Raw genomic sequence first — 16,191 nt, forward strand, 5'->3', positions numbered from 1 at the left:
GCCGGGAGCCGGGCTCGGCAGGAAGCCGCCACCAACACGCCGGACAAGGAGATAGGAAGATGAGCAGTCTCGTGCAAGCCGCCAGCCGGGCGCTGGCCATGATGGACCTCACCTCGCTCAACGATGACGACGATGACGCTGCCATCCGGACACTGTGTCGTCGTACCGACACGCCATACGGAGCCCCCGCCGCGGTCTGCCTCTACCCGGCGTTCATCGACGCGGCGGATCGCGAACTGACGGCCATGGGAATTCGCGACCGGGTACGGATCGCCACGGTGACCAATTTCCCCGACGGTAGCGTCAACGTCGAGCGCGCCTGCCGCGAGACCCGGGCAGCCGTCGCGGCCGGCGCCGATGAGGTCGACGTGGTATTTCCCTACAAAGCGCTGATCGGCGGCGATGCCGAGTCGGGACGCGCCCTGGTCGCAGCCTGCCGCGACGCCTGCGGCGATCGGCTACTCAAGGTGATTCTGGAGACCGGCGAGCTCAAGGATCCCTTGCTGATCCGCCAGGCCGCGGATATTGCGCTGGAGTGCGGTGCGAATTTCCTCAAGACTTCCACCGGCAAGGTGGCGGTCAACGCGACGCTCGAGGCCGCCGGGATTCTGCTGACCGCGATTCGCGACAGCGGTCGCGACGTGGGCTTCAAGGCGGCCGGCGGTATCCGCACGGCGGAAGATGCCAAGGCCTATCTGGACCTGGCCGCCGGTATCATGGGCGAGGCCTGGCTCACGCCGTCTCATTTCCGCTTCGGCGCCTCCGGCCTATTGGATGCGCTGCTCGCCACGCTGTCGGATGAAGAGATCCAGCCGGCCACCGACGGCTACTGACAGCTTCGTTCGTTCACAGGCGGAGAACGCCATGCTGACGCAGGAAATCATTCGCCGTAAGCGCGATGGCCAGACACTCAATCGCAGGATGCTCGATCTGGTCGTGCGGGGCATTGCCGATGGCAGCGTCGGCGATGCGCAGATCGGCGCTTTTGCCATGGCCGTCTATCTCAATGGCATGAACCGGGACGAGGCGGTGGCGCTGACCGAATCGATCCGGGATTCCGGCCAGGTGATGCGCTGGACCGATCTTGATCTACCCGGCCCGGTTCTCGATAAGCACTCCACCGGCGGCGTCGGCGATCTGGTCTCGCTGGTGCTGGGACCCTGGATCGCCGCCTGCGGCGGTCATGTACCCATGGTTTCCGGGCGCGGGCTGGGCCACACCGGCGGCACGCTGGACAAGCTCGAGTCGATCCCCGGCTACGATGTCACCCCGACCGACGACATCTTTCGTCGGTTGGTGAAAGAGGTCGGCGTGGCGATCATCGGCCAGACCGGCTCGCTGGCGCCGGCCGACAAACGTCTCTACGGCGTACGCGACGTCACCGCCACCGTGGAATCGATTCCGCTGATCGTCGCCTCCATTCTGGGCAAGAAGCTGGCCTGTGGCCTGGAGACACTGGTGATGGATGTCAAGGTCGGCAGCGGCGCGTTCATGCCGACACCGGAAGCCTCCCGCGAGCTGGCCGAAGCAATCGTCGCCATCGGCTGTGGCGCGGGAACGACGACCAGCGTGCTGCTGACCGACATGAACCAGCCACTGGCCGACTGCGCCGGCAATTCACTGGAAATCCTCGAGGCACTGCGGTTGCTGGGTGGTGACGGCAAACGGAGCCGCCTTTATCAGGTCACCCGGCAACTGGGGCAGGAGATGCTGCTCCAGTCGGGCCTGGCCAGCGATGCCCAAGACGCCGGAACCCGCCTCGATCGCGCTCTCGATTCCGGCGAAGCGTTGGAACGCTTCTCGCAAATGGTGCACGGTCTCGGCGGCCCAAGCGATCTGGCGGAACGCGCCGGACACCACCTTCCCACTGCATCGGTCACGCTCGATCTCGACGCCGATCGAGCGGGTTTCATCAGCGCCATCGACACCCGAGCGCTCGGCCTGGGCGTGGTCGAGCTGGGCGGCGGCCGACGCAACGCGGGTGATGCCATCGACCACCGCGTCGGGCTTTCGCACATCGCCGCACTCGGCCAACGCATCGAGCCGGGCCAGCCGCTGCTGCGCATCCACGCCGCTGAGCGCGCCGATGCAGAGGCGGTCACCCAGCGCCTGCGTCACGCCTTCATATTGAGCGAGACGGACGATGCCACCACCCCCCCGCTGATCCACGCCACCCTGCGCCAGGAGGATCTGTAATGGGTCAGACATCGAACACATTCGCATCGAAGCGCGCCATCCTGCTGGTACTCGACTCCTTCGGCATTGGCAACGCGCCGGATGCCGCAGACTTCGGCGATGCCGGTTCGGACACGTTCGGCCACATCGCCCGCTATCGAGCCGAAGCCGGCCGCCCGCTCCTTCTGCCCAACCTGGCTCGTCTCGGGCTCTATCATGCTCATCATCTGAGCACCGGCGACTGGGCGGCGGGCGTCAGCATTCCAGAAACCGTCGAAGGGGCCTACGCCTGCGCCAGTGAAATCTCCTCCGGCAAGGACACCCCCTCCGGCCATTGGGAGATCGCCGGCGTCCCGGCACTGTTCGAATGGGGCTATTTTCTCGATCGCGAGAACAGCTTTCCATCAGAACTGCTGGAAGCCTTGATCGAGCAGGCCGATCTGCCCGGCGTGCTTGGCAACTGCCAGGCCTCGGGCATGCCGATCCTCGAGGCGCTGGGCGAGGCGCATATCGAAAGCGGCAAGCCGATCGTCTACACATCGGCGGATTCGGTGTTCCAGATCGCCGCACACGAAACCCACTACGGTCTCGAGCGACTCTATGCGCTCTGCGAAATCGCCCGCGAACTGCTGATGCCCTACAACATTGGCCGGGTCATCGCTCGCCCCTTCGTAGGCGAGACGTCGGAAACGTTCGAGCGCACCGGCAACCGACGCGACTACGCCATCGAACCGCCAAGTCCGACCGTCCTGCAGAAACTGCATGACAGCGGCGGAACGGTGCTCGGAGTCGGCAAGATAGGCGACATCTACGCCCACTGCGGTGTCAGCGAGGTGCGCAAGCCGCACGGTTTTGAGGCGCTGTTCGACGCCACGCTAGACGCTATCGATGATGCCGGCGACCGGACACTGGTGATGACCAACTTCGTCGACTTCGACACACTCTACGGCCACCGCCGCGATCCGGAAGGTTACGCCGGTGCGCTGGAGGCATTCGACCGACGGCTGCCGGAAGTGCTCGCCAAACTCGAACCGGGCGATCTGCTGATTCTGACCGCCGATCACGGCAACGACCCGACCTGGCGCGGCACCGATCACACTCGCGAGCAGGTACCGGTGTTGATCACCGGGGGTGTCATCCCACACGGCAGCTACGGCCGCCGCGACACCTACGCCGATATCGGTCAGACGCTGGCCGGACACCTTGGCCTTTCGCCGATGGAATATGGACGTTCAATGCTGAAAGACAGTCCCAAAGACGGAGATGAATGAGATGGCCACGCCGCATATCGAAGCCCAGCCGGGCGACTTCGCTGACACCGTCTTGATGCCCGGCGACCCGCTACGCGCCCAGTTCATCGCCGAGACGTTTCTCGAGAACGCGGTGTGCGTCAATCGCGTGCGCAACATGCTCGGTTTCACCGGCACCTATCGGGGCCGCAGGATCTCCGTCATGGGGAGCGGCATGGGGATCCCTTCGCTCTCCATCTACGCCAAGGAGCTGATCACCGAGTACGGTGTCAGGCGCCTGGTGCGGGTCGGTTCCTGCGGCGCGGTACGAGATGACATCGCGGTCAACGATATCGTCATCGGCATGGGCGCCTGCACCGACTCCGGCGTCAACCGAACCCGCTTCGGCGGTCACGATTTCGCCGCCATCGCCGACTTCGATCTCACCCGCCATGCGGCGGACGCCGCGCGCGAACGCGGCACGCCCGTGAAAGTCGGCAACCTGTTCTCGGCGGATCTGTTCTACACCCCGGATGGCGACTTCTTCCAGACCATGAAACGCCACGGCATTCTCGGCATCGAAATGGAAGCCGCCGGCCTGTATGGCGTCGCCGCCGAGTTCGGGGCTCGCGCGCTGACGGTGTGCACCGTTTCCGACCATATTCTCAAGGGTGAAGCGCTCGACTCCCAGGCCCGCCAGACCGGCTTTTCCGAGATGATGGCGATCACGCTGGAAGGGCTTTTGAAAGACGACCAGGAGACGCGTCGATGAACAGAGTGATGAGCAAGACAATGAACGACGTCCAGGTGCCCGACGAGATCCGTCAAGCGGCTCTGAACGTCCGCGATCGCGCCTACGTGCCCTACTCCGACCACCCGGTCGGCGCCGTGTTGATCAGCGAAAGCGGCAAGACCTACACCGGCTGCAACGTCGAAAGCGCCAACTACAAAGGGCTCTGCGCCGAGGCCAGCGCCATCGCGGCGCTCGTCTCCAGCGGCGAACGGCAGATCCGCAAGATTTACGTCATCGGCCCCGGGGAACATCTCTGCCCACCCTGCGGCGACTGCCGCCAGCGCATCCGCGAATTTGCCATCCCCGCGACTGAGATCGTCGTGCTCGACGGCGACGGCGCAGCGCTCAAGCACTACACCATGGACGAACTGCTGCCCGACTCCTTCGGCCCGGAAAACCTCAACAAGACATCGGGCATGGGCTAACCGTTTCAACGGTTGGAGGGTAACTATTCGCGTAACGGTTTGGTTATACTCGGCGACAAATAAAACCACTCGACGTATCCGCCCACGTCGCCCGGAACGACCGATGGCCGTAGCCCGCTTCTCCCCCTTCGAAGCCCTGCTGTTGAAAAGCCAGAACCAGCGTCAGAGCGCCGAACTCCTGCTGCTGGCGTGGGTGTTCGTCAACAAGCACGAGGCCCTGGACGAGGATCGTCGGTATCTCGAGATGCTGGGCAAGCGCTGCCATCGCGAACGGGATCTCGTCACGTTGATGGAGATCGCTCGGCGCACCGATCTCGGCGATATCCAGCTGGCAGCCGAAGTGCTCGCGCGGGATAGCGCCGAAACGGCATCACTCTTTCTTCGTCAGGCGATCGCCCTGGCGACCAGCGACGGCGAGCTGAGCCTGCGCAACCACCACATTCTGCGCTTCCTGGCGGATCTGATCCGGGTGATGCCGGAAGATCTATCGCGCTGGTTTCTGGAAGTCACAGGTCGCCAGCTGCAAGCGCCGCCGGACCCGAGCCGCCGATCGTACTGGGCCTCGATCGAAGAAGACGCCGAGACAATAGAGCCTCAGGAAGAAGCACCCGCCCCTGACAGCCAGGAGGCGCCCCGCTCGGCCTCTCGTCCCGGCTGGCGCCAGCGCGCCCGCGAGATGGCCGACCGACAGTGGCAGCAGAGACAGCAACGACAACGTCGCCGCGATCAGGAGAGGCAGCAAGCGCAGCAGGAGCGCCTCGATGCCGAGATGCGGGAGAAAGAGCGTCAAGCGCGTGCCGATCAGGAGCGAGCGAAAGAGCAAGCTCGCCAGCGCCGAGAAGAGCAGCGACGGCGCCAGGACCAAGCCCATGCCGAAGCCGCTTTTCACGCGCCCTATCGCTTTCGCATGGCGCTGATCGAACTCGAGCTCGAGGCCAACGCCTCTCCTGTCGAGATCAAGCGTGCTTACCGACGTCTGGCCCAGCGCCATCACCCGGATCGTTTCCACGGACAAAGCGAGTGGCGTCTGAAGCTTGCCTCGCAACGCTTCCAGCGCATCCAGAACGCCTACGAACTGCTGATGCAACATGCGTGATCTCTACCGACGACTCGAGGTCGACAAGGATGCGCCGTTCGTGGCCCTCTCCAGTGCCATGCAGCGCTGTGCCAACCAGGGACTGAGGGCCGATGCCACTGCCATATTGACCGTTTCCGAGCGGCGAGAGGCCTACGACGACATTCACGAGCTGCTCAATGCGCTCGGTAGTCTGAGGATCGGGCTGGGTCTGACCCACGCCCCTCACTGGCAGGGCGAACTGGCCAGCGATTTCACTCAACCGCCACCGGCCATATCGCGACAGCAGCAACTCCTGCACAAACTGGAAGCGGTGCTGACGCAACGGCAGCAGCGCTGGCGTTTCCGGCTCGGTCTGATGGCCGGTTTGACAGTGCTGTCAGGGCTATTGGTGGCCGCTTTCGTACTGGGCCGCTGGAGTGTCTGACCCTGTGACGCGCTAGCACGGCTCCCCCTCAAGACGAGGATCGCAGCGGATCGAGCAGCGGGCTCAGCCCGTTATGGTCGATCTCCTGCATCAAGGCCAGCAGACGCCCGATCTCGCCCTGGGGAAATCCTTCACGGGCGAACCAGTTGAGATAGGGGCCGGGCAGATCGGCGATCAACCACCCTTCGTACTTGCCGAACGGCATCTTGCGGCTGACCAGCTTCTTGAGGTCCTCGGGCTCCATTTTATCTCCTGTTTAAAATCAACGCGTTATTCTATATCGCCTGATAAGTCATCGTCTGGCGCATTGTGACTCAATGCTGTCATGCGCCCGGCGCATACCCTCATTCCCAGCTTGCGTTTGTCGCCCACCATCACTTGGACGGTAGAGTATGAACGCATGATAGCGGCGCATGAGCCGAACGATAATGATAACGGGAGACAGGGTAATGCAGACCTCACTGCGGCCGCTGGTGTTCTGGCCGACTTTCCTCGTGTTGCTGGCGGCAGTGGTCGCCAGCTACATCGATCTCGACGCTTTCCTGGCGACGGCCAGCGCGCTCAATGACGCCGTGCTCGACAACTTTTCCTGGCTGTTCAGCCTTGGCAGTCTCTATCTTTTGATCATGGCCGTGATCGTCTATTTCTCGCCGTTGGGCAGCATCCGTATCGGCGGGCCAGACGCGACGCCGCTACTGTCACGGTTGCGCTGGTTCTCGATCACGCTTTGCACCACGCTGGCCGTCGGCGTGCTGTTCTGGACCACCGCCGAGCCGCTCTACCATTTCATGAGCCCGCCGACCTCCAGCGGGCTGGAAGCCGGTTCCGGCGATGCCATGCTGTTCGCGATGTCGACCATGTTCCTGCACTGGTCGTTCACGCCTTACGCCATTTACGCCGTGCCCGCGCTGATCTTCGCCCTTGCCTTCTACAACCTGCGCCTACGTTTCTCGATCTCGAGCATGCTGGAGCCGATCTTCGGTCCTGGGGTGAAGCGCTTTGCAGGACTGATCGATGCCGTCTCGCTCTATGCGCTGGTCGCCGGCATGGCATCTTCACTGGGCACCGGCGCCCTGACCCTGGCTGGAGGCATGGGCCAATATCTCGGCGGCGAAACCAATCCGCTGCGCCTGGGTATCGTGATTGCGATCATCGTGGTGACCTTCGTGCTTTCGGCGGCCAGCGGCTTGCAGAAGGGGATCGCCCGACTGTCGTCGCTCAACGCCATCTTGCTCGCGATTCTCGGCGTGTTCGTCTTCATCGTCGGGCCCACCGTCTTCTGTCTGGCCCTGGGCGTGGAGTCGTTCGGCGTCTATCTCGACAATTTCTTCACCAAGAGCCTGTTCACCGGCGCCGCCGGCGACGACCAGTGGCCGCAGTGGTGGTCGATCTTCTACTGGGCAGTGTGGTTCGCCTGGGCGCCGGTGGCGGCGCTGTTCCTGGGCAAGATTTCACGGGGCTACACCGTTCGGGAGTTCCTTCGCGTCAACCTGCTCTACCCGGCGCTGTTCGCCAGCGTATGGATCCTGATCTTCTCGGGTACCGCGCTCTACTTCCAGGCTCATACCGACACTACCGGCGCCGATCTCCATGCCGTACTCAGCGATCGCGGCGTCGAAAACGTACTCTACGAACTGTTCCGCCAGCTGCCGTTCTCGCAGGTGTGGATTCCGCTTCTGCTGTTCATCGCCTATATCTCCTACGTCACCGCGGCGGATTCGCAGACCGACGCCATCGGCAACCTGTGTACTCGCGGCCTGACCGCCGACTCCGATCTCAATGCCGGCGTCCCGATGAAAGTGATCTGGGGATTGATCGTCGGCGTGGTCTCCTGGGTCATGGTCAGCTTCGTGGGAATCGACGGCATCAAGATGCTCTCCAACCTCGGTGGTCTGCCGGCCATGTTGATCGTGCTGCTAGCCACCGGCTCGCTGTGGGTCTGGCTCAAGCATCCCGAGCGCCTCGATGTCGCACCGAGCCGCTCGCCCCTTTCACGCACTGCCAAGGACGAGGCATGAAAATCAGACAGGACTTTCCGCACCGCGTGCGTGAAATCGAAAACCAGTGGATCGTGCTGGCCGACGGCACGCGACTGGCTGCCAGAATCTGGCTGCCGGAGGATGCCGAAACGACCCCGGTGCCGGCGATCCTCGAATATCTGCCCTATCGCAAGCGAGACGGTACGGCGGTACGTGACGAACTGACCCACCCCTGGTTCGCCGGCCACGGCTACGCCAGCGTGCGCGTCGACATGCGCGGCAACGGCGAATCCGACGGCCTGATGGAAGACGAATATGCCCCGCAGGAACAGGCCGACGCGCTGGAAGTGATCGACTGGATCGCGAAGCAACCCTGGTGCGATGGAAAGCTCGGCATGATGGGAATCTCATGGGGTGGCTTCAACGGCCTGCAGGTGGCCGCCCTCAAGCCCGAGCCGCTCAAGGCGATCATCACGCTCTGCTCCACCGACGACCGCTACGCCGACGATATCCACTACAAGGGCGGCAACATGCTGCTCGAGAACCTCGGCTGGGCGGCAACCATGCTGAGCTTCTCGGCCGCCGTGCCAGATCCGGCGCTGGTTGGCGAGCGCTGGCGCGAGATGTGGAAGCATCGCCTCGACAACATGCCACTGCTAGCCGAGACCTGGCTGAACCACCAGCACCGGGACGACTACTGGAAGCATGGCTCGATCTGCGAGAGCTACGAAGATATCGAAGCGGCGGTCTACATGATCAGCGGCTGGGGGGATTCGTACATCAATACGATCCCGCGGATGATGAAAAATCTCTCGTGTCCGAAAAAGGCGCTGCTGGGGCCATGGATGCACAAGTATCCACACTTCGCGATTCCCGACCCGGCCATCGGCTTCCTGCAGGAGGCGCTGCGCTGGTGGGACTACTGGCTCAAAGACATCGACACCGGGATCATGGACGAGCCCGAGTGCACATTCTATCTGCAGGATGGCGTACCGCCGGCGCCCAAATATCTCGAACGCCCCGGCCAGTGGGTGCGCACCCATGGCTGGCCCGCGCCAACGGATGAAATCGAAACGTCGACGCTGACCCTGAGCGACAGCGGCCTGAGTGGTGATGGCGAATTGAGTACCGATCGCCTGATCGCGTCGCCATTGACCGCAGGTTCGCTGCAGGGAGAATACATTCCGCTGTGGTTCGGCGCCGATTTCCCGCCAGATCAGCGCCGCGACGACGGTTTGTCGCTAACCTTCGACTCCGCGCCCTACATCGATGGCCTCGACATCCTGGGCCAGCCGACGATCAACGTGTCGATCGCCAGTGCCGAGGCTTGCGGTCAGTTGCACGTGCGTCTGTGCGATATCGCCCCCAGCGGCGAGAGCGCGCTGATTACCTACGGCACGCTCAACCTCAATCTCCGCGACGATCCCGGCAAGATCACGCCACCGGTGCCCGGCGAGCCGATGGACGTGCGGCTATCGCTGGATCTGATCGGCTACCGTTTGCCCAAGGGACACCGCCTGCGCGTGGCGCTCTCGAGCGCCAGTTTTCCGCTGGTCTGGTCGCCGAAAAAGCGTGCCGATCTGACCCTCAAGGCGGGCCGGCCCGCACTGGAACTCCCGCTATCCAGAGCCGAGCCCATCCCGATGCCGTTCGAGCCGCCGGAGAGCGCCACACCGTGCCGGATCGAGACGCTACGCGCCGGTCAGCCCAAGCGTACGATCAGTGAAGACGTCGGCAGCGGCGAGGTGACAGTATGCGTCGAGGATGACATGGGCGACGTCCGCTTCGAGGATCACGGCCTGCGCGTCGAACAGCGCGCGAAGGAGGTCTATTCGAGCCATCCAACCGAGGCCACGCGTACCCGCGCCGATATCGAATGGGTCTATCGTGCCAGCCGTGATGAGGGCGAGGGCCAGTTTTCGGTGGAGGTGACCAGCCGATATCACCTGCACTGCGACGAAACGACGTTCTACCTGAGCGCCGAGCAGCGGGCGTTCGAGGGAAAGGCGCTGATCAGCGAAAAGTCGTGGGCGCAGGAGATTCCGCGTACCGCCATTTGACGGTGGAAAGCCTCGCGGCGGCCGGTATCGGGACGCGCCGTGTTATGCTCCGGAGCCGTGACTCTCTGGCTTCGGATGCCCGCATGCCCTCTCGCGATCCTCTCCCGCCGCTGTCCTGCCTCCGTGCTTTCGAAGCGGCCGCGCGGCATGGCAGCTTCACTCAGGCGGGTGGCGAACTCAGCCTGACCCAGAGCGCCATCAGCCGGCAGATCAAGCGGCTCGAGGACGACCTCGGTCGCCCACTGTTCGAGCGACACTACGATGGCCTGCGCCTGACCCCGGCCGGCGAACACTACTTTCGCGTCGTGCAACGGCTGTTACGCGAGCTGCGCGACGAGACCGCTCGGCTGCGTCGTCGCGGCGACGATCGCCAACTGACCTTGGCATCCAGCCCGACCATCGCCTCGATCTGGCTGGCACGTCAGCTACCCGACTTTCAGCGCGCCCATCCCGATATCGAGATTCGCATTCTGACCGTGGAGGATCCACATCGCCTGGATCTGGCGGAGTTCGATCTTGGCATCTACTATCACGTGCACAATGAAGTGGATCCTCCCGGCGTATCGGCCGATGCCATTTTCTCACGGGAATCCGTCGCCGCAGTCTGCAGCCCGGCCTATCTGGAACGTCACGGCGCGATCCAAAGTCCGGCCGAGCTGCTCACTCGACATACGATGATGGTGGTCGAGGATCACTATCACGACTGGCTGACCTGGGAACTCTGGTTCCGGGAACTCGGCCAGGAATGGCAGCCGCCCATCCACACGTTGCGGGCCAACAGCTTTCAACTACTAATGAACGCCACCCTGGCGGGACAAGGCGTCACATTGGGCTGGATGCGGTTGCTGGCGGCCGAGCTCGAACAGGGAACGTTGGTTCAAGCGCTACCGCATGCGCTATCCAGTCGCGGTCATCTTTCTCTATTCACGCCCGAACATCGTCATCTGACCGAGCCGATGCGTGCCTTTAGGGACTGGGTGCTTCGCTAGCGCCTCTGCAGGTCAGTCGACAACGAACAGTTTGGCGCCCACCTCCGTCGAGGACCGGTGCGCTTCTGCCTGATCGGCAACTTGATAGCTCTGGCCCGGCGTCAATCGAAAAATCCGGCCATCCTCCAGTTCAGTCACGAGCTCTCCTTCGAGGCAAAGCAGTATATGGCCCTTCGAGCACCAGTGATCGGCGAGATACCCCGGTGTGTACTCGACGATTCGGACCCGAACGTCACCGAAATGACGCGTTCTCCATAATGCCTTTCCGGTGTCGCCAAGGTGCTCGGTCGGAACGATCGTCGACCAATCGGTCGTGCCAAACGGAATGTCACTGAGTTGCATGGGCTCTGTCTCGCGAAAAGGACGAGACTGCACGATGCCACAGCAGCGCACCCTCGTCTCGCAAACTGGATGGGGAATGGCGGGCTATTCCCGAATTCGAGAATAGCGCCGTCGGGGACAATCATAGTGGGGACTTATATGACCATCACCATTGGGAAGTGGATGCGACACCACACCGTCAAACAGCTGGCACGCTTGCTGCTGGAGCCCTGCGATCCCGCCAAAGGGCAAGTACCTTCCGCCACCGTCACCGCTGACATTCGGATGCTGTCGTCACCGGAACGCCAGCGGGTCGATCTGCTGGTTGCAAGAACCCGACGCATCCGTGGTTTGCGCGCTCATCGTCGCATTCCCTTCTTCCTGCGTCCGTTCATCGCTCTTCGCTGGGGGTGTTTCAACGCGTTCGGCCCTGAATTCGCGCCGCTGGCCTGGCTGACTCATGCTTACCTCAGAGACCTGCCGCGCTACAGTACCCACAAAACCCGGCGAGCATGATCCCCTTCTGGCCCAGTGTTAGTCTCTTCGCCCTTTGACTGACGGTCCAAGGGAACATCGTTGCACTGTCCAAGAACCTGCAACGCTTCCTTGACCAGAAAAAAGAAGACCGGCAGCGCTAGCGCTGCCGGTCTTGATCCCCGCGTACCGAGATGCCGGCCCTGTTATCAGGCGCGATGTCCGATGCCGGATGTACTGGAAGGATTCGGTTCCTTTACACGATCCTTCGCTTCGGGCGGTGCGTTATCGCTACGGCAAAGGCGTAGCGCAACAAACAGTCCGAACGCGATAAAACCGATGATGAGACAACCCAGACTCAATAGACTCATTGCGCACCCCACGTATCAGATTCGTTATCTCTCGGGCTGAAGCGCAACATCGTCGAAATCAACGTTTCAAAGCTCGATGTCCATCATCCGGCCCTACCGACGCCATGCTTTCCAATGGGCGCCGTCGTGTTTCCATCACAATCTCGTTCTTTACCCTATTCCTCGGACACCCTTCCTATCCGGGCAGGCAGTCGAAGGTTTCACGAACATGCATCAAAGTTACATTCAGAATCACAAAAAATCAATAACTACTTTATGCTTACCTAATAACACAAATTATAAATTAACGCGTCACTATCGGCCATTAGCGATTGGTGGGCCAGACCAATGGCTATGACAGGCGTCGTTGCTCGTGATTACCTGAGGATCGGCCGCCTGTGCCGCTCGGATTCTGCTCGGCCGCAAACGAGCCGTATGCCCTCGCGATCGCGAGGCCATACGGCCCAAGGGGGTAAATCTTGATTCGATCATCGAACTCTGTGCCGCGACGTACCATCCATTGTTGCAGTGGGCGATCCATTGTTGCAGTGGGCGATCCATTGTTGCAGAGAGCGATGAATAACCTCGATGGAAGCCTGGCGGTGTACCCGCTGCTGACTTGCCTTCAGAGCCGCCCTAGACGGGATCCGGTGCACCCGGTGCCGACACGGGTTCCGGCACCCCGGTAGCGCCGGAGGGGACCGGCTTCTGCTCCATCACCACGCTCATTCTCGGCATGGCCAGATCGATGCCCTGCTCGTCGAAGCGCTGCTTCAGGCGGAGATTGAAAGCTCTTGCCACGTCCCACTGCATGATCGGTGCGGTGCGCATTCGCACCCGCAGGATCGCGGCGCCGGCATCGAAACTCTCGATGCCCTGAACCTCCAGCGCCGACCAGATGTGATGGCGCATCATCGGATCGTTGCGCAGATCCTCGGCAATTCCGCGCACGATTTCGATCGCCTCGTCGATCTTCATGTGATGGGCGATTCGGATCCGCATCAACGCGATACCGAATTCGCGGGAGTAGTTCTGAATCCCCTGGATCTGACTGAACGGAATGATATGCACGATACCGTCCAGATCGCGCAACTTGACGGTGCGAATGCTCAACGCTTCGACCGTCCCCATATGCGTTCCGAGATTGACGAAGTCATCGATCGCCAGCGAGTCCTCGATCAGAATGAACAGGCCGGTGATCAGATCCTGTACCAGCGTCTGGGCGCCGAAACCGACTGCCAGGCCGATGACCCCGGCACCGGCCAACAGCGGCGTCACGTTGACCCCCAGATTGGCCAGCGCAATGATCATCGCCGTCACGGCAATGGTCGCGAAGACGGTATTGCGCAGCAACGGCGTAATGGTCTGAGCACGCGCGCTGGCATTGACCCGCCGACCGTGGCGGCGACTACTGCGCAGTAGCGCATGCTTGATCGCGGTATCCGCGAGTATCCAGACCAGCCACGCCACCAGGAACGTCATTCCCAACCCGAACACACCCTTGGCGATCTGTTGGCTGATGCCGTCCGAATCACCGACGGCCCACAGTGACGAGCCCCACACCCGCATTGCCAGTTCGGCGAAGATCCCCCAGCTCAACAGATGGGCCAGCGTAAAGCCGAAGCGCACCAGCCGCGTCGCATACTCCGACGCGGGCTTTTCCCGCATGCGCTCGCTGCGTCGATGAATCAGCCCGGTGACGACCAGGGTGGCTATCATGAGACCGGCGGTCACCACCGCACGCAAAAACGCGCTGCGCGAGTTCTCTGCCGACAGGATCATCGCGATCAAAGACACCCCGACCATGATCAGAATCGGGATGTGCCAGATACGACTGAATACCCGGACCAGCTCGGTCGTTGCGCGGCGCTCCTGACGTTGTGAATAGGGGCGATTGCGAATCAGATGTCGAATGGGACGCCGGAATACCATGACGAAAATGCCCAGCAACGATGCGGCACAAGCGTTGGCGACCAGCGACACGAACGCCGTCACTCCCTCGCCAAGTGGCCCGGTCAGCGCTTCGGCATGGGCCGCGTCGCCCAGTGCGACGAACGCACCGAGCGCGAATAGCCAACGGCCACCGCGTTGGCGCAGTATCCGCAGCGCCGTATGACGATGACCGCTGCCGAACAGCGAGAAAACGATCTCACAGACCGCCGAGAAGACCGCACCGCAAAGCGTGGCGTAGGCCGCGACCATTGCCAGCGCCATGCCGATCGAACCGTTCGTCACCTGATGAACCGTCGTCAGCGCGACGACGAAGCCGATGGCCAACGGCACCACACGCCGGACGATATGCCGGATCAGCATCCAGGTCGTCGGATCCGCCGGCAGGTGCCAGGGCAGGCCAAATTGAAGAACCGCCCAACGCCAGAGCATCGCCAGCAACAGCGTGACGCCGACCCACAGCGCCGTCACCCAGAGCAGATCCAGCACGATATTGGGCAGTTGCTCATGATGGCTTACCAACCCCGAAATGTCGTCGCCCGCCTGATCCGCCCTCGCCGACCAGTAGCGGATCGGGTTGTCGAGCCCGTCCGTCTCCAACGACGAAAACGATTGCGCCAACGCCCCCAGTAGCCCAGCCGAACCACTCTCCTGCTTGGCATCGGCCGCCGTGACGTCACGCAACTGCTTGAGATGGTCGAGCAGCGCCTGACGCTGATCGCCGTTTTCGAGCGTCGCGATGATCTGATCCAGCGACGCCCGCAATTCTTTCGAAGATGGCGCCGATGCCGCGCTCGCCTCGCTGCTCTGGCTACTGCTACCGCCCATCATCGAAGTCAGGGACTGGGCTCCAGCCGGGGCACTGATGGCCACGGTCAAGGCCAGAAACAACGTCCATCCCAGCTTTTTCAATCCGCTCACATTGACTCCCGTCTACCTCTCCATCGAGCCGTCGATGGCTTGTTGCGGACATCATGCTATCCAAGGGAACCTACGACAACGCCAAGCGGACTTTGGTCCTAAAGTCTAAGCTGCTCTATCTTCAACTGATACGTCTCGCGGCACTCTCATCGAGGGGTCGTCGTCGACTCGCAGCCTCCCGGAAAAGGGCGAACGAGAAATCGGCCCGTTTCGATCGAGACTCATGCACAAGGAGAGAACGATGCGCCTTTCAGGCAAAGTGGCTCTGGTCACCGGCAGCACCCAGGGCATTGGCCGTGCCGTTGCCGAACGTCTTGCCCAGGCCGGCGCCGATGTCGTCGTCAGCGGCAGCCGCCCTTCCGAACGTGCCGAAAAAACCGCAGCGCTGGTACGTGCTCATGGACGACGAGCCGCCATCGTTACCGGCGATATCAGCGACGTCGAAACCAACCGACGGCTGATCCGGGAGAGCGTCGAGGCAATGGGCCGACTCGACATCCTGGTCAATAACGCAGGCATGGAGATCGATGCGCCGTTTCTCGAGGTCAGCGAAGCCGATTACGAGACGGTCATGCACACCAACCTGAAAGGTGTCTTCTTCACGACTCAGGCTTTCGTTCGCTATCTGCGCGACGAGGGGCGCGGTGGTCAGGTCATCAACATGAGCTCGGTCCATGAGGACCTGCCGTTTCCCGGTTTTACCAGCTACTGCATGAGCAAGGGCGGCATGAGAATGCTGACCCGGAACCTCGCCATCGAACTGGCACCGCTGGGGATTACCGTCAACAGCGTCGCGCCCGGCGCGATCAAGACGCCGATCAATGCGGCACTCGACGAGGATCCGGAGAAGCTGCGCCACCTGCTCGGCAACATCCCGCTCAATCGGCTGGGCAGACCCGAAGATGTCGCCGGGGTGGTCGAATTTCTGGCATCCGACGATGCCGCCTACATGACCGGGGCTTCGCTGCCGGTAGACGGCGGCCTGCTGTGGCAGTATGAAGAGTAATCATGGCGCCATGTCGT

15 protein-coding genes are annotated in these 16,191 nt (G+C 62.3%); 12 read left to right on the forward strand and 3 right to left on the reverse strand.

All coding sequences use genetic code 11. The annotated features are described in order from the left end of the window. Nucleotides 1-59 precede the first annotated feature (59 nt). The 7 genes from deoC (at nucleotide 60) to DOM36_RS07575 (ending at nucleotide 6,124) form a co-directional block, all read left to right on the forward strand. The gene (gene deoC, locus DOM36_RS07545; protein ID WP_075571512.1) at nucleotides 60-833 is read left to right on the forward strand and encodes a deoxyribose-phosphate aldolase; all 774 of its coding nucleotides are present in this window, start codon (nucleotides 60-62) and stop codon (nucleotides 831-833) included. Nucleotides 834-864: 31 nt separating this feature from the next. Beyond that, entirely contained in the window at nucleotides 865-2,196 is a 1,332-nt protein-coding gene (gene deoA / locus DOM36_RS07550) for a thymidine phosphorylase (RefSeq protein ID WP_110642340.1), read from the forward strand. Next, entirely contained in the window at nucleotides 2,196-3,446 is a 1,251-nt protein-coding gene (locus DOM36_RS07555; protein WP_110642342.1) for a phosphopentomutase, read from the forward strand. The genes deoA and DOM36_RS07555 overlap by 1 nt, the downstream gene beginning before the upstream one ends. Before the next feature lies 1 nt (nucleotide 3,447). Further along, nucleotides 3,448-4,176, forward strand: a complete 729-nt coding sequence (gene deoD, locus DOM36_RS07560) for a purine-nucleoside phosphorylase (protein WP_110642344.1) — start codon at nucleotides 3,448-3,450, stop codon at nucleotides 4,174-4,176. After that, a complete protein-coding gene (locus tag DOM36_RS07565) occupies nucleotides 4,173-4,622 on the forward strand; it encodes a cytidine deaminase (protein WP_348626389.1) in 450 nt (149 codons plus the stop codon). The genes deoD and DOM36_RS07565 overlap by 4 nt, the downstream gene beginning before the upstream one ends. Before the next feature lie 103 nt (nucleotides 4,623-4,725). After that, nucleotides 4,726-5,718 carry a J domain-containing protein gene (locus DOM36_RS07570; RefSeq protein WP_110642346.1) on the forward strand — a complete coding sequence of 331 codons (993 nt, stop codon included), beginning with the start codon at nucleotides 4,726-4,728 and terminating at the stop codon, nucleotides 5,716-5,718. Continuing rightward, on the forward strand, nucleotides 5,711-6,124 hold the full coding sequence (locus DOM36_RS07575; protein WP_075571517.1) for a hypothetical protein: 414 nt from the start codon (nucleotides 5,711-5,713) through the stop codon (nucleotides 6,122-6,124). Before DOM36_RS07570 ends, DOM36_RS07575 begins: the two co-directional genes overlap by 8 nt. 28 nt (nucleotides 6,125-6,152) lie before the next feature. Here DOM36_RS07575 and DOM36_RS07580 read toward each other — a convergent pair whose 3' ends face one another. After that, nucleotides 6,153-6,368 (reverse strand): DUF3820 family protein, encoded by a 216-nt coding sequence (locus DOM36_RS07580; RefSeq protein WP_075571518.1) that lies wholly within the window; start codon nucleotides 6,366-6,368, stop codon nucleotides 6,153-6,155. Between the two features lie 205 nt (nucleotides 6,369-6,573). On the opposite strand from DOM36_RS07580, the gene DOM36_RS07585 reads away from it, so the two are divergent. The 3 genes from DOM36_RS07585 to DOM36_RS07595 all read left to right on the forward strand — a co-directional run bounded on the left by DOM36_RS07585 (nucleotide 6,574) and on the right by DOM36_RS07595 (nucleotide 11,152). Continuing rightward, on the forward strand, nucleotides 6,574-8,142 hold the full coding sequence (locus DOM36_RS07585) for a BCCT family transporter (protein ID WP_110642348.1): 1,569 nt from the start codon (nucleotides 6,574-6,576) through the stop codon (nucleotides 8,140-8,142). After that, on the forward strand, nucleotides 8,139-10,163 hold the full coding sequence (locus DOM36_RS07590; protein ID WP_110642350.1) for a CocE/NonD family hydrolase: 2,025 nt from the start codon (nucleotides 8,139-8,141) through the stop codon (nucleotides 10,161-10,163). The genes DOM36_RS07585 and DOM36_RS07590 overlap by 4 nt, the downstream gene beginning before the upstream one ends. A gap of 83 nt (nucleotides 10,164-10,246) precedes the next feature. After that, complete coding sequence (locus tag DOM36_RS07595) at nucleotides 10,247-11,152, forward strand: LysR substrate-binding domain-containing protein (protein ID WP_110642542.1); 906 nt, start codon at nucleotides 10,247-10,249, stop codon at nucleotides 11,150-11,152. A gap of 12 nt (nucleotides 11,153-11,164) precedes the next feature. Here the strand turns inward: DOM36_RS07595 and DOM36_RS07600 are convergent, their stop codons facing one another. Next, the gene (locus DOM36_RS07600; protein ID WP_075571522.1) at nucleotides 11,165-11,494 is read right to left on the reverse strand and encodes a DHCW motif cupin fold protein; all 330 of its coding nucleotides are present in this window, start codon (nucleotides 11,492-11,494) and stop codon (nucleotides 11,165-11,167) included. A 138-nt stretch (nucleotides 11,495-11,632) separates the two neighbouring features. Here DOM36_RS07600 and DOM36_RS07605 point away from each other — a divergent pair, with 138 nt between their 5' ends. Continuing rightward, nucleotides 11,633-11,989, forward strand: coding sequence for a hypothetical protein (locus DOM36_RS07605; RefSeq protein ID WP_110642352.1), 357 nt, complete (start codon nucleotides 11,633-11,635; stop codon nucleotides 11,987-11,989). A gap of 944 nt (nucleotides 11,990-12,933) precedes the next feature. On the opposite strand, the gene DOM36_RS07610 is transcribed toward DOM36_RS07605, so the two are convergent. After that, nucleotides 12,934-15,168, reverse strand: coding sequence for a mechanosensitive ion channel family protein (locus tag DOM36_RS07610; RefSeq protein WP_232823765.1), 2,235 nt, complete (start codon nucleotides 15,166-15,168; stop codon nucleotides 12,934-12,936). Nucleotides 15,169-15,409: 241 nt separating this feature from the next. Here DOM36_RS07610 and DOM36_RS07615 point away from each other — a divergent pair, with 241 nt between their 5' ends. Further along, nucleotides 15,410-16,174 carry a 3-oxoacyl-ACP reductase family protein gene (locus tag DOM36_RS07615; RefSeq protein WP_075571525.1) on the forward strand — a complete coding sequence of 255 codons (765 nt, stop codon included), beginning with the start codon at nucleotides 15,410-15,412 and terminating at the stop codon, nucleotides 16,172-16,174. Nucleotides 16,175-16,191 lie beyond the last annotated feature (17 nt).

The sequence above is a fragment of the Salinicola sp. CPA57 genome (assembly GCF_003206035.1).
GTDB lineage: Bacteria > Pseudomonadota > Gammaproteobacteria > Pseudomonadales > Halomonadaceae > Salinicola > Salinicola socius.

What these genes read in the sequence shown, in the direction of transcription:
- DOM36_RS07595 (WP_110642542.1), top strand. Translation starts at nt 10,247, where the DNA reads ATGCCCTCTCGCGATCCTCTCCCGCCGCTGTCCTGCCTCCGTGCTTTC.
- DOM36_RS07570 (WP_110642346.1), top strand. Translation starts at nt 4,726, where the DNA reads ATGGCCGTAGCCCGCTTCTCCCCCTTCGAAGCCCTGCTGTTGAAAAGC.
- deoC (WP_075571512.1), top strand. Translation starts at nt 60, where the DNA reads ATGAGCAGTCTCGTGCAAGCCGCCAGCCGGGCGCTGGCCATGATGGAC.
- DOM36_RS07565 (WP_348626389.1), top strand. Translation starts at nt 4,173, where the DNA reads ATGAACAGAGTGATGAGCAAGACAATGAACGACGTCCAGGTGCCCGAC.
- DOM36_RS07555 (WP_110642342.1), top strand. Translation starts at nt 2,196, where the DNA reads ATGGGTCAGACATCGAACACATTCGCATCGAAGCGCGCCATCCTGCTG.
- DOM36_RS07600 (WP_075571522.1), bottom strand. Translation starts at nt 11,494, where the DNA reads ATGCAACTCAGTGACATTCCGTTTGGCACGACCGATTGGTCGACGATC.
- DOM36_RS07615 (WP_075571525.1), top strand. Translation starts at nt 15,410, where the DNA reads ATGCGCCTTTCAGGCAAAGTGGCTCTGGTCACCGGCAGCACCCAGGGC.
- DOM36_RS07605 (WP_110642352.1), top strand. Translation starts at nt 11,633, where the DNA reads ATGACCATCACCATTGGGAAGTGGATGCGACACCACACCGTCAAACAG.
- DOM36_RS07585 (WP_110642348.1), top strand. Translation starts at nt 6,574, where the DNA reads ATGCAGACCTCACTGCGGCCGCTGGTGTTCTGGCCGACTTTCCTCGTG.
- DOM36_RS07590 (WP_110642350.1), top strand. Translation starts at nt 8,139, where the DNA reads ATGAAAATCAGACAGGACTTTCCGCACCGCGTGCGTGAAATCGAAAAC.
- DOM36_RS07580 (WP_075571518.1), bottom strand. Translation starts at nt 6,368, where the DNA reads ATGGAGCCCGAGGACCTCAAGAAGCTGGTCAGCCGCAAGATGCCGTTC.
- DOM36_RS07575 (WP_075571517.1), top strand. Translation starts at nt 5,711, where the DNA reads ATGCGTGATCTCTACCGACGACTCGAGGTCGACAAGGATGCGCCGTTC.
- deoD (WP_110642344.1), top strand. Translation starts at nt 3,448, where the DNA reads ATGGCCACGCCGCATATCGAAGCCCAGCCGGGCGACTTCGCTGACACC.
- deoA (WP_110642340.1), top strand. Translation starts at nt 865, where the DNA reads ATGCTGACGCAGGAAATCATTCGCCGTAAGCGCGATGGCCAGACACTC.